Origin of the sequence: Larkinella sp. VNQ87 (assembly GCF_049445795.1) — a bacterium.
GTDB lineage: Bacteria > Bacteroidota > Bacteroidia > Cytophagales > Spirosomataceae > Larkinella.
In genome coordinates, this window is sequence record NZ_JBMSDT010000004.1 from 140,519 (window position 1) to 152,487 (window position 11,969).

General features: G+C 54.9%; 8 protein-coding genes. 2 read left to right on the top strand and 6 right to left on the bottom strand.

What is annotated here, in order from left to right; genetic code table 11:
- Positions 1-167: 167 nt before the first annotated feature.
- The 4 genes from ACO2Q8_RS08045 to ACO2Q8_RS08060 all read right to left on the bottom strand — a co-directional run bounded on the left by ACO2Q8_RS08045 (position 168) and on the right by ACO2Q8_RS08060 (position 7,428).
- Positions 168-1,628, bottom strand: coding sequence for a M20 family metallopeptidase (locus tag ACO2Q8_RS08045; protein WP_423344275.1), 1,461 nt, complete (start codon positions 1,626-1,628; stop codon positions 168-170).
- A gap of 175 nt (positions 1,629-1,803) precedes the next feature.
- Entirely contained in the window at positions 1,804-2,418 is a 615-nt protein-coding gene (locus tag ACO2Q8_RS08050) for a hypothetical protein (RefSeq protein WP_423344276.1), read from the bottom strand.
- A gap of 99 nt (positions 2,419-2,517) precedes the next feature.
- Positions 2,518-4,104, bottom strand: a complete 1,587-nt coding sequence (locus ACO2Q8_RS08055; RefSeq protein ID WP_423344277.1) for a SusD/RagB family nutrient-binding outer membrane lipoprotein — start codon at positions 4,102-4,104, stop codon at positions 2,518-2,520.
- Positions 4,105-4,218: 114 nt separating this feature from the next.
- Entirely contained in the window at positions 4,219-7,428 is a 3,210-nt protein-coding gene (locus tag ACO2Q8_RS08060; RefSeq protein WP_423344278.1) for a SusC/RagA family TonB-linked outer membrane protein, read from the bottom strand.
- A gap of 375 nt (positions 7,429-7,803) precedes the next feature.
- Here ACO2Q8_RS08060 and ACO2Q8_RS08065 point away from each other — a divergent pair, with 375 nt between their 5' ends.
- Together ACO2Q8_RS08065 and ACO2Q8_RS08070 are read left to right on the top strand one after the other, a co-directional pair.
- Positions 7,804-8,352: an MOSC domain-containing protein gene (locus ACO2Q8_RS08065; protein ID WP_423344279.1), complete on the top strand. Its 549-nt coding sequence runs from the start codon at positions 7,804-7,806 to the stop codon at positions 8,350-8,352.
- 122 nt (positions 8,353-8,474) lie between these two features.
- Positions 8,475-9,923 carry an RNA polymerase sigma factor gene (locus ACO2Q8_RS08070; RefSeq protein WP_423344280.1) on the top strand — a complete coding sequence of 483 codons (1,449 nt, stop codon included), beginning with the start codon at positions 8,475-8,477 and terminating at the stop codon, positions 9,921-9,923.
- A 54-nt stretch (positions 9,924-9,977) separates the two neighbouring features.
- Here the strand turns inward: ACO2Q8_RS08070 and ACO2Q8_RS08075 are convergent, their stop codons facing one another.
- Both ACO2Q8_RS08075 and ACO2Q8_RS08080 read right to left on the bottom strand, forming a co-directional pair.
- Positions 9,978-10,667, bottom strand: coding sequence for an HAD family hydrolase (locus ACO2Q8_RS08075; protein WP_423344281.1), 690 nt, complete (start codon positions 10,665-10,667; stop codon positions 9,978-9,980).
- A 58-nt stretch (positions 10,668-10,725) separates the two neighbouring features.
- Positions 10,726-11,919: an MFS transporter gene (locus ACO2Q8_RS08080; RefSeq protein ID WP_423344282.1), complete on the bottom strand. Its 1,194-nt coding sequence runs from the start codon at positions 11,917-11,919 to the stop codon at positions 10,726-10,728.
- Between the last annotated feature and the right edge of the window lie 50 nt (positions 11,920-11,969).

Consider the following 11,969-nt stretch of genomic DNA (forward strand, 5'->3'; position numbering starts at 1 on the left):
GAATCCGAGACGGTTAGCCGTGGGTCGAATTCAGCCTGCAAAGTACGATTTATTTTCTAAAGAGTGTTTAGGGTTGTTACACAGAGTTTATCAGCGGAAATCAGGGGTTATCAAAGGCTTCTCTGATTAACCCTGATTTCCGCTGATAAACTCTGTGTAACAACCCGTCACTTCCGGTAGTCCAGCGCCGGTTTTCGGTTGCCGAGCAGGGCTTCGTAGGTGAAATTGGTGCCCCGGGCCTGCTCCCAGTCGGTGCGGGCCTGCTGAATCAGCGCCGGGTTTTTGAAGAGGTCGATAGCCGTCAGTGACAGGGTTTTAGCCGCCACCATCATGCCCTTCACGCCGATGCTCGTTCCGCTCGACGCCACGGCCTGCCAACTATGGGCCGCTGTTCCGGGCACCCAGGTTGCCGTCGACAGGCCGACGGTGGGCACCACCCAACTGACGTCGCCTACGTCCGTCGACGCACTGCCGAGCAAATCGTTGTTCGAGAACGGCGAAACCGCAGCGGCTTCCCCCGGTTTCCGGATCGAGCCAAACGAGGTTCCGAAGGTTTCGGCCAGCTTTTCGGCAAATTTTGTCTCTTCCGGTGTGTAGGTCACTCCACCGACCATACTGAGGTTTTTGTGCATCACTTTGGCCAGGGAAGCCACCGGCAGCAGGTTGTAGACGCCCCCGATGATCTCGTATTCCATCTTGGTTTCGGTGCCCAAACCGGCTCCTTCGGCGGCTTTGACCATGCGCTTCCAGACATCCTGCAACACCGCCCGGTTGCGGTGCCGGACGTAATAATAGACTTCCGCAAAATCCGGTACGACGTTGGGCGCTTCCCCGCCTTTTGTAATGACGTAATGAATTCGGGTGTCCGACGGAATGTGTTCCCGCATCATGTTGATCATGAAGTTCATCGACTCCACGCCGTCGAGGGCCGACCGCCCGCGATCCGGTGCGGCAGCCGCGTGGGCCGAAATGCCCCGAAACCGGAATTTGGCAGTAATGTTGGCGAGCGAAGTCGACGGGTCCGCGCCGTTACGATCGCCGGGATGCCAGTGCAGCACTACGTCGGTATCGCTGAAAAGTCCTTCCCGAACCATGTACACCTTGCCCGAGCCGCCTTCTTCGGCTGGGGTGCCGTACAGCCGGATGGTCCCGCTCTGGCCGGTTTTCTGCATCCAGTTTTTAACCGCAATGGCGGCTGCCACCGAACCGGGTCCGAACAGGTTATGCCCACAGGCATGACCGGCTTTTTTCGTCTCCAGCGGTTTTCGTTCCGGAACAGCATCCTGCGTAATGCCCGGAAGGGCGTCGTATTCAGCCAGGATGCCGATGACCGGCTTTCCGCTGCCGAACGTGGCGACAAATGCCGTCGGAATCCCTGCTACTCCGGCTTTGACCGAGAATCCTTCTTTCGTCAGTTCGTCCTGCAACAAAGCCGAGCTTTTCTGCTCCTGATAACCGACTTCAGCCCACTCCCAGATCTGTTTCGACAGGGTGCCGTAGTGGGCCGATTTAGTTTCCAGACCAGCCAAAACCGCCTGTTGTTCCTTGGTCAGGGTGGATTGGGCCTGGAGGCTGAGTGCGAAAAAGCTGAGAGCGAGGGTGGTCAACCGGGTTGCGTGAGTATTCATAGTTTAGGTAAGAAAGCAGAAAAAGCCGTACCGGTACAAGCCCGGTACGACACTCTGTTTGCTGATGAAGATACAGTTTTTTGGTGAGAAAATACTGGATGCTGGATACTTGATGCTGGATGCTTGATAGTGGAAAATCTAGTATCCAGTAACTTGTATCCAGCCCATCCTGCATTTATTTCAACGGCTGATACAGCGCCTTTTTGTTATCGACCCGGATCACGAGCCGACAATCGCCGACCTGCCCCCGGGTTTCGTCACAAATCCCGTCGTGGAAGGCGTCAAACCGCCGACCGTCGTTGGTCTGCACCACAAATTTCAGTTGGAACGTATCGTTCAGCACCAGGCTGGTCGGCGCAACACCCACGGCGGCTGCGGCTTCGGAAGCTTTGATCGTCACCGTCGTCGGTAAGGTCGAGAACGTCTTCCACAGTTTATCATTGGCCGTCAGGCGGCTGGGCAGGGGAGCGAGTGAGCCCGATGGATAAAAACAACCGACGCCGTTGCCACAGGCCGTCATTGAAGCGGTCAGCGTAACTTTCGGGCTGTTTAGTCCCACCCAGACCTCGATGGCTTTGACGCCGACGCCCTGGCCGAAATCTTCCCCGCTCAACTGAAATTCAAATTCCGTATTGGCGAGGTTGGTCACATCAAAATACGCTTTGTTGGCGTTGACCGTCGCAACAGCTACTGCGCCAGCCGGAGCCTCCGGAATGGGGTCTTTGGTTTGGCAGGCGTCCGAAATGACAAAAGCCGCCAGGAGTAAAGAGAGGTATGCAAAAGATTTCATGTCGTTTCAGTAGTTAGTGATACTAAGTTTATGGTTTATAGTCTTTAGTTTATAGTGCGTCAGCAACCATAAACTATGGACTATAAACTATACACCGGCCTACAAATCCCAGAAAACCGGGGTGGTAAAATTGTTCTGCGCCGGGGCCGCCGTGTTGGTGTTCAGTTCGCGTTGGGAATACGTAAACCGCAACGGGAACGGATTCAATGGAGAAATTGGGGCCATCAGCGTCGGGATGCCGGTTCGGCGGTAATCGATGTACGATTCGATGCCGTTGCCGAAGAGCGAAATGTATTTCTCGGTCATGACTTCCCGCAGTTTCGCGTTGGCCGGGGCCGCGTCATATTTCGCCAGTCGGTCGTTGACGAAGGTGGTGATCGTGGTGGTCGACATGACGGTGCCCGAGTTGCCAGGCGCCTGTACAAAGCTATTGATCGCGTTGAGATTCAGCGTAATGGCGTTCTTATAGTATTCTTTCGGATCACCTGTGGTACCGAGCGTAAGGGCAGCTTCGGCCAGAATGAAGTTGACCATCGAAGCCGTGATGATCGGGAAAATCCCGGCACCGGAGCCGTCGGAGGTCGTCACGACCCGGAAGTTAGCCGGGCTGTTGACGCCCATGTTTGTTAAGAAAACGTTTGTGGTCGGCAGACCGCTGATCGGGTTGTTGTCGTACAAACCGCCGTACGGATAAATCCCGAACGTCGCCCGAACGGCGTTGTCGGCGGGTGCGCCGGTGGGGTCGCCTGTATATCGACCGCCGTAGCCGTTGCTGGTCCGGGTAAAGTTCACGCCCGCGTTGTTGGTCTGGCGGTAGACGTAAAACCGCAAACGCGGGTCGTCGTTGTTATAAAGCCGTTCCATAAAGCCCTGATCCATCCAGAAATCCTTGGTGGCCCGGTAATCGCTGATGTGGATCGGATGCCGGTTTTGGGGTGTTTCGGTCGCGCCGAATTTAAATGTAAAATCCTGAGTGTTGGTCAGAATCAACTGCCCCCCCGCAATCAGGGCGTTGATCTCCTGCTTCACGCGGGCCTGCTCGGCCGGAACGAGCCGGATCTGATTCAGGAGTTTCAGCTTCAGGCTGTTCGCCATGCGAATCCAGCTCAGCCGGTCGCCCCGGTAAAACAAATCGACGTTGCCCGGTGAGACGTACGGCGTTTTGTTCAGATCGGCAACCGCTTCGTCGATCATCGTGAACAGGGATTTGTAAATGTCTTCGCCTTTCTCAAACTTCGGGTTGAGGTTGCCGTCGCCTTTCGAAGCTTCCGAAAACGGCACATCGCCCCAGAGATCGACCAGCACACTGTAAATGTAGGCTTTTTCCAATTTGGCAATCCCGACATACGACCACTGATTTTTGGCAGTTCCCTCCCGGATGATGATCTCCAGGTCGGTCAGGGCTTCCGAATAAATGCCGTTCCAGGGCGTCTGGAAAGTCGACCCGGTCAGGTCAAACCGGCTGGGGCCGTTCTGGGTCGCGTGCTGCATGATGACGGTCGCGATGCGGTTGGTGGCGCCCCCGCCGATGTGGACACCGATGGACACCTGTGTAGCCGGGAGCAACAAATCCAGCGACGGTTGTGAGGGCGAATTCGGATCGACATTAATATCCAGGAATTCGTTGCAACTGCTGAACGTGAGCACCAGAAAGGCCCCGATGAACAGTTTAAGTATATTTTTCATGGTAAATTTTCGGTAAACAATGACTGAAAAAGGTTCGAATGATTGACGACTGGGCTGACCTGGTTTTCCACAAGCGTTAAGCGTAATGGTGAAAACCGCATCAGCGTCGCCGGATCAGAACGTGAAGCGCAGGTTGACGCCGTAGCGTTTGGTGGTCGGAACCGCTACCAGCTCAAAGCCCTGGGCATTGCCTGCACCCAATGAGTTCACTTCGGGGTCGAAGTTCATGTACTTGGGGAAGTTGGGGGCTTTATACCACAGGTTACGGCCGCTGAGCGAAATGGTAGCCGAGCCAAAGGGCGTTTTCGCGATCCAGTTGGTCGGAATCTGGTAGGCCAGCGACACTTCGCGCAGCCGGAAAACCGTGGCGTCGTACACCCGGAACTCATCGGCCGTACCCTGACTGCCGCTGAATGCGCCCGTTCCGAAAAAGAACTCATTGACCGAAATCGGGATGTTATTCGGTTGTTTCTGCCCATCGGCCGTCAGGATGGGTTGCCGGGTGTTGGGATCGCCCAGAACTCCCTTCGGCACCAGTACCTTGTTGCGGTCTTCGGTATCGCGGGTGTTGCCCCGGCTGAGCATTTCGGCCACCGAAACCGAGAGCAGATCACCACCCTGCTTCCAGTCGAACAAGGCACCCAGCGTAAAGCCTTTGAACGTCAGGGTATTGGTGATGCCCATCGTGAATTTCGGGTTCGGATTTCCCACCGGTCCCTGCCGGTCGGCCAGAATGGCTTTGCCGGTGGCCGGGTTAATCAGCAGGTTGCCTTCATCGTCGCGGAGGTAATAGCTGCCGCGAATCAGACCGTAAGGCTGGCCCACAATGTGCATACTGCCAATCGTGTTGGTGGCATTGGCCTGGCTGTAGAAGAGTTCAGTCGCCCCGCCAAGGTCAAGCACCAGGTTCCGGTTTCTGGTGAATGCCGTGTAAATGTTCCATTTGAAACCGTTCGACAACTGAACCGGTGTGATGTCCAGACCCAGCTCGATCCCTTCGTTTTTTACTTTTCCGAGGTTAACCACCCGCGTTAGGTACCCAGAGGAGGGGGCCACATCGACCGTGAAGATCTGAGACGTACTGATTTTGCGGTAATACGTTAGGTCGATGCCGATGCGGTCTTTAAAAAACCGCAGCTCCGTGCCGGCTTCAAACTCGCGAATAAACTCCGGCTTCAGCGTCGCACTACCCAGCCGGTCGCTGTAGGTCATCAGGTTGATGCCGTTGAAGGGCGTCGTCGTGTTGACCGGGGCCGGGCTGGTAAACTGCGGGTTGATGTTGAAGATCGTCTGTGTCTGGTACGGACTGGCCTCGTTGCCAACGACGGCGTAACCCAGCCGGATTTTCCCGAAGGACAGAATGGCTGGATTGGTTTTGAACAATTCCGTGAACACCAGCGAGCCGTTGACGCCCGGATAGAAGTAGCTTCGGTTGCCTTTGGGCAGCGTCGACGAAATGTCGTTGCGGGCCACCACGTTCAGGAAGGCGTAGTTGCGGTACGACAACTGGAAGTCACCAAAGAAGGCCACAAACCGCTGCTTGATCAGGTTGCCGCCGAACGTTTGCTGAATCCGGGTGTTGTCGAGGTCGTTGATGCCCGGCACAATGATGCCGTCGCCGAACACCACCTGCCGGTCGGTCATCCGCTGGTTGAGGTTGTTGCCCACAATGGCCCGCAGGCTGAAATCCGGGCCGAAATCCCGGGTGGCCGTGATCAGCAGGTTGCCGTCGAGTTCCTGCCGGTAAATATTGTCATCGGTGATGTTCCCATTCGGGTAGATCTCGCCGTTCTTCCCGTTGACACTCCGCCGACGGTCGGTGTAGGCGTTAAAACCGGCGGTATACTGAATGTTCAGCCACGGAAGCGCGTCGACGCCGATGGTGAATTTTCCAAAGTACCGGTCGACCTTGCTCGTGAACGGACTGTTGAACACCGACCAGTATGGGTTGTCGATCCCGACGCGGTCATATATGCTGCCCCCGGTTTGCGGGTTGGTATACGGGTAATTGGTCAGGTCGTAGCTGTTGGGCGTCCAGGGCAGAATTTCGATGGCCGAGGGGCCGTTCCCGATGCTGGAGGTCAACTGCGGGGAGCGCTGGTCGATGTTGACGTAGCTCAGCGAGCCATTCAGGTAAAAACCGTTATCGAGCTGGGCGTTCCCGCCGATGTTGAAGCTGGTTCGATTGATCTTATTTTCCGGCACAATCCCCTTGTTGGCTGTGCGCGAAAAACCGGCCGTGATGCTGGCTTTCTCGCTGCCACCCGACACGCTCAGGGCATTTTCATACACGTAGCCCGGTTCGTAAAAATTCTCGTAATTCTGCTGACCGAAGGGTTCGTATTTGACTTTTTTATTCGCCAAATCCGGAAAAATCGTCGGTAGCCGAACGCCGAGCGGGTGCTGGATGGAGTCGATTTTGGAATAAGGCGCTCCCCAGGTTCCAAAGACCCCGTAGCGCGTGTCCCACTCGGTACCCTGTCCGTAGGTGGTCTGGTATTCCGGCGCTTTGGCGAGTTTTTCGTACGAATACGAGGTGTTGTAGGCAATCTCCAGCCCCTTCTTCGACTTCTTCTTGTTGTTTTTCGTCGTAATGATGATTGCCCCGTTGGCTGCCCGTGAGCCGTAGAGGGCTGCGGCTGCGGCCCCCTTCAGAACCGTCATCGACTCGATGTTGTTCGGATCGAGGTCAAAGGCCCGGTTCGTGAAGCTGGCTCCGCCCTGGTTTCCGCCGTCGGTCAGGAACGAAGAGTTGTCGAACGGCACGCCATCCACCACAAACAGCGGCTGGTTGTTGTTCGAAAGCGAGGAGTTGCCGCGAATCGTGATGTTGGTCGCCCCCCCGGCGGCCCCGCCCGAACCCTGGATGTTGACCCCGGCGACTTTTCCCGACAGCGAACGCAGCGGGTCCGGTTCCGAAATCTGGGCCAGTTTGCTGCTGTTGATCGTGCTGACCGAGTAGCCGAGCGCCTTTTTTTCACGGGCAATCCCGACTGCGGTCACGACTACTTCGGAGAGCTGTTTGGTGTCGGTGGCTAGCGAAATGTCGATGGTCGATTGAGCACCGATGGTGATTTCCTGGGTCTGGAAACCGATGGAGGAGAAAACGAGTGTGGTAGCGCCCGCCGGTACGTTGATTTGATACTCACCTTCTGCGCCGGTCACGGCACCCACCTGGTTGTTGCCTTTGACCGAAACCGTCACGCCGGGCAGTGCCGTGCGTTCTTCAGCGGTAATGACCTTACCCCGAACGAGCTTCTGCTGAGCCAAACTCAGGAAGGGAAGAAGGAGTAAAAGAAGATTGAAGTGTACATGTTTAATCATAAAATAGAAATGGTGAAATTGAAAAATAGGTTAGGTTTACTTTTGAAGTAAATTCCTCTAAATAAATAAAGATTATTATAAAATAGGTTTGATAATATACTAATTTTTGATTATTCTTTACATTTTTAAAAAAAATCACTTTAAAATCAAATCAAATAATAGATTTTTGAAATATTGAAAAAGGGTGTGATTGTTGGGCTAGTCTTGAAATATTTAAATTGGTGGCCTGTCGATCAGCAGGAGTTGGTGAAGCGAATTGGGAGCTACTGCCGGAAAACCGGGTTTTAATTCCGGACGCCGGATGTTCGGGCCTGCAAGGCGGTTGGGGTATTCCAACGAAAGCTTTATCTTCGGCCTGGGCAAATTCAGGAAAAGGTGGAAGGACAATTCAAGCAGTTATTGGGAAATTTTCCCAGACCAGGGCGTATCGAGTGGATCAGCATCCGACCGGTTCGGAATGAGCCGGTGAAAACCGTAACGGAGGTAGAGGTATCGGAAAAAAACGGTTTGGTCGGCGATCATTACAGCGGTCGGAGTGGCAACCGGCACGTGACGTTGATTCAGGCCGAGCACCTGCCGGGGGTAGCTGCCATGACCGGTCACGACGTTCTCGATCCCGGTTTGCTGCGGAGAAATATGGTGGTTTCGGGGCTGAATTTGCTGGCGCTGAAAGAGCAGACCATTCAGATTGGCGAATCGGTCATCCTCGAAATTACCGGCCAATGTCATCCCTGCTCCCGGATGGAGACCAATTTGGGACCGGGGGGCTACAACGCCATGCGCGGCCACGGCGGCATGACGGCCCGTGTTGTCCGGGGCGGCTGGATTCGGCTGGGCGATGCGGTTTTGGTACTGCCCGGCGACCCGGTCGGCGACCCGGTGGTGAAAAAGCCTGATGACACTTCAAACAGCCAGGTTGTTTAAGACGGCTACAAATCTGTCCGGGGAAGTCGTGATTGACACGCGCTGGCGGAAAATTTGTTGGTACGGAAGCAATTTATACCTAGCGAACTGCCACCCTTTGACAAAAAAGCATCATTAGCACGATGAATGATGTAATGAAGCAATTTTGGGAGGTTACGTACCGGCAGAGCATTGCCAAAATGATTGGCGTTTGCTATCGATATACCTACGATCGGCAAGTTGCCGAGGACCTGGCGCACGATGCTTTTCTGGTTGCGATCGATAAATCGGCGAGTTTTGAAAACAAAGGTGCCTTTGAAGCCTGGTTACGGCGTATTGTCGTCAACCGGGCTCTTCAATACTTCCGGGAGCAAAAAAGACAAAAGGACCACCAGGACCGGATTGCATATGAGATGCCCTCCGTTGAGTTTCCCGGGGAACTCGATGGCCCGCAGGAACGTCCATTCTCAGAAGCTGAACTGGTAGAGGCAATTAACCTGTTGCCGGAGCACCATCGACTCGTGTTTAATCTATACGTCGTTGATGGCTTCACGCATGCTCAAATTGGGGCCGAACTTGGCATTAGCGAAGGTACTTCCAAGTCGCATCTGGCCAGAGCCCGAAAGAAAATTCGGGAAATCCTTCAAAACAACGTACACGAAAAAAGTAGATGGAAGCGCTTTCTGCTGCTGTTTCTGCTTCCTGACCGATTTGGGCGTATCGATCAGCTGTTCCGCAAACGGTTACACGATTTTGAGATACAACCCCGGCAATCATTGGTGATGGACACCGTCGGGTTTAAGCATATCCCATTCGCCAAACCGGTTTTCGCCGTTCCTGAATTTTTCCTGAAGACTGACCTGGCCGGCCTGGCTCTGGTTCTCAATCTGGCCCTTGTTCCCGTCGTACAGTTGACGGCTAATCAGTCCAGGCGGGCTCCGGTGGCGGCTGAGCGTCCGGCTGTGCTGTTGGAGCGTGAGCTACCCCACCACCAGAATCCGGCAAAAAAAAGGACAAATACCGCACCTGTCCCTGCCACCTTTTCAACGAATCGCATCATAGTGAGTAAACAAACAACGCATAGCGATACGATGAAAAAGGTAAACACGGTAGGTGCCTTGCTGCTGACTGGCTCGGCACTGGCATTTGACTCCACCAGCCTGTTGGCAAAACCCCACGTACTGACTCCGTTCAACAGCCAGATTAACCAGGTTGTCGCCGGGAACAGGATCAGGGAAATGATGAGGCCCATTGAATCGAACCAGACAATCCCCAAATGGGATTCTAAAAAAATCGTTGGTACGTTCTATGCCTCGGAATTATTCTGGTCGGCGGAAAATAATGAGCTGTACATGAAGGGAAATGATGTAAAAGTGAACCTCAACACGCAAAACTTTAAAGGAAGCGGTACTTTTTCCTTCCTGAATAAAGTAAGCTATGTGGTGGTTGACGGAGCACCGGTCGCGTTGAATCAAACCGTCCGGCTTACCAATAAAAAATACAGCCTGGTTAAATTACCGCAGGCAGAGGCCATCAATAAATACGGCGAAAAAGCGAACCTGGGCGTGGTAGAAATAACGTTGGCTGAATAGTTTAATCCATTACCGGTCCACGAGGGCGTGGACCGGTGATAATCTGTCGGGCGATCAGGCAGAAATCGAGCGGGAACGCAACGTCTGAAACCGGGACGGTGTCAGTTCGGTAAAGTCCCGGATCACTTCGTCAGCTCCGACGCTGAGCAGTCCGGCTGCTGATTCCGTTGTTGCCAGCCCGACCACGTAGGCTCCGGCGGCTTTGGCGGCCCGGATGCCGGTTGTCGAATCTTCGAAAATGATGCTCTGCTGCGGTTCGACGCCGAGTAGTTCCATCGCTTTCCGGTAGATTTCGGGGTCCGGTTTGGGGCGGCTGACCTTGCTTTCATCGAGCAAGACGTCAAAATAAGGCCGCAACTGCAGCGCATCCATCACAAAATCCAGGTTCTCGGCCGGGGCCGAAGTGCCGACCGCCGTCAGGATGCCGGTTTTCCGCAGCAGTTGCAGAAATTCGGGCAGTCCGTCGACCGGCTTGATCTCGGGCAAATACAACGCGCGGAACAAGGCTTCTTTTTCAGCAGCAAGCTGTTTCGATTCTGCCGGGGACAGCACCCGGTCGGGAAACAGATGGCGGATGATATCGTCGTTGTGTTTGCCCGACACGTACTGAACAAAATCCTCGTCGGAGAGCGGTTTTCCGTAGCGCTCGAAGTACTGACGCCAGGCCAGGCGGTGGTGCGGATTGGTGTCGACAATCACACCATCCATGTCAAAAATAGCGGCTTTCATACGTATTGTATTCATATCGTGATTTCAATTCGATTATTCTCCGGGTCGCAGGTCCAGATAGCCAGGTGAGCAATCATAGGGTTAATTTGCGCGTTAAAACCGCCGACAGCAGCAGCACGACCACAACCAGACCCAGACCGTAGGTGAGTCCGTACGCTTCCGCTACAAAACCGATGATGGGTGGTCCGGCCAAGAAACCGACAAAACTGAACGTGGCAAAGGTAGCCAGACCCGTAGCCGCCGGAATGCCCGGTACGCCCATCGAAGCCTTGTACAGAATTGGGGCACCCAGTGAACAACCTGCCCCGAGCAGTGCAAAACCGGCCAGCGCCACCAGGGGAGCCGGAACCAGCAGCGCCAGCAATAAACCAGCCGACGCCACCAGACTGCCGTAACCCAAAATCCGGCGAGCCCCCAGCCGGGGAATAATGGCATCGCCCATAAAGCGGCCGAGCGTCATGGCCAGCGAAAAAGCGCCAAAGCCCAAAGCCGCCAGTTGCCCCGAGGCCCCCGTGGATTCGTGGAGGTAGACGGCGCTCCAGTCGAGGGCGGCCCCTTCGCCGAGGGCCAGACTTACGCCGATGATGATCATCAGCAGCAACATCATGTTCGGGCGAACAAATGCCGCCGACGATTCGGTGGCCGGTTGGGCGGGAATGGAAGCCAGGATGGGCCGCAGGACAAACGTTAGCCCCAGCAAGGCCAGCGAAACACCCAGCATGTGCACCGATGGGCTGACGTGCAGCGCAATCAGCGTTCCGGCCAGCAGCGAACCGATCATCCCGCCCAGGCTCCACATGCCGTGGCACGACGACATGATCAGGATGTTGTGCTCACGCTCGACATCGGCTGCGCTCGTATTCATGGCCACGTTGAGCAAAGCGGCACTCAGCCCGACCAGAAAAAGCCCCAGGGCCATCAGCAGAACCGTCGGAGCATTGATCGGAATCAGAGCGCTCAGGCACAGAAACAGCGCACTCACGAAACAGGTGCGGGCGGCTCCCAGCCGGGCGATTATCCAGCCCGTAAACGGATTCATGAGCAGTAATCCGGCGGGCATGCCAAACAAAACCAGGCCCAACCCCGCATCGGTCAGGGCTAGTTTCTCCTTCACATAAGGAATGTGCGCCACCCAACCGCCCAGGAGCAGGCTCTCGGTCGTGAAGACCAGCCCGACGGCCCGGGCCTGCCGGTTGGTAAAAAAAACGAATAGAGTTCGGAAAATGGACGGTGTGGAAGACGATTTTTCGTCGATACTGATGTTCATGATGTGCAATGACTAAGGTAGAGCAAAAGTAAGGCGGTTTTTTGAGTAAA

Bases quoted from the DNA above. Each gene is read 5' to 3' on its own strand.
- ACO2Q8_RS08055 (WP_423344277.1), bottom strand. From the start codon at position 4,104: ATGAAAAATATACTTAAACTGTTCATCGGGGCCTTTCTGGTGCTCACG.
- ACO2Q8_RS08050 (WP_423344276.1), bottom strand. From the start codon at position 2,418: ATGAAATCTTTTGCATACCTCTCTTTACTCCTGGCGGCTTTTGTCATT.
- ACO2Q8_RS08075 (WP_423344281.1), bottom strand. From the start codon at position 10,667: ATGAATACAATACGTATGAAAGCCGCTATTTTTGACATGGATGGTGTG.
- ACO2Q8_RS08070 (WP_423344280.1), top strand. From the start codon at position 8,475: ATGAATGATGTAATGAAGCAATTTTGGGAGGTTACGTACCGGCAGAGC.
- ACO2Q8_RS08060 (WP_423344278.1), bottom strand. From the start codon at position 7,428: ATGATTAAACATGTACACTTCAATCTTCTTTTACTCCTTCTTCCCTTC.
- ACO2Q8_RS08080 (WP_423344282.1), bottom strand. From the start codon at position 11,919: ATGAACATCAGTATCGACGAAAAATCGTCTTCCACACCGTCCATTTTC.
- ACO2Q8_RS08045 (WP_423344275.1), bottom strand. From the start codon at position 1,628: ATGAATACTCACGCAACCCGGTTGACCACCCTCGCTCTCAGCTTTTTC.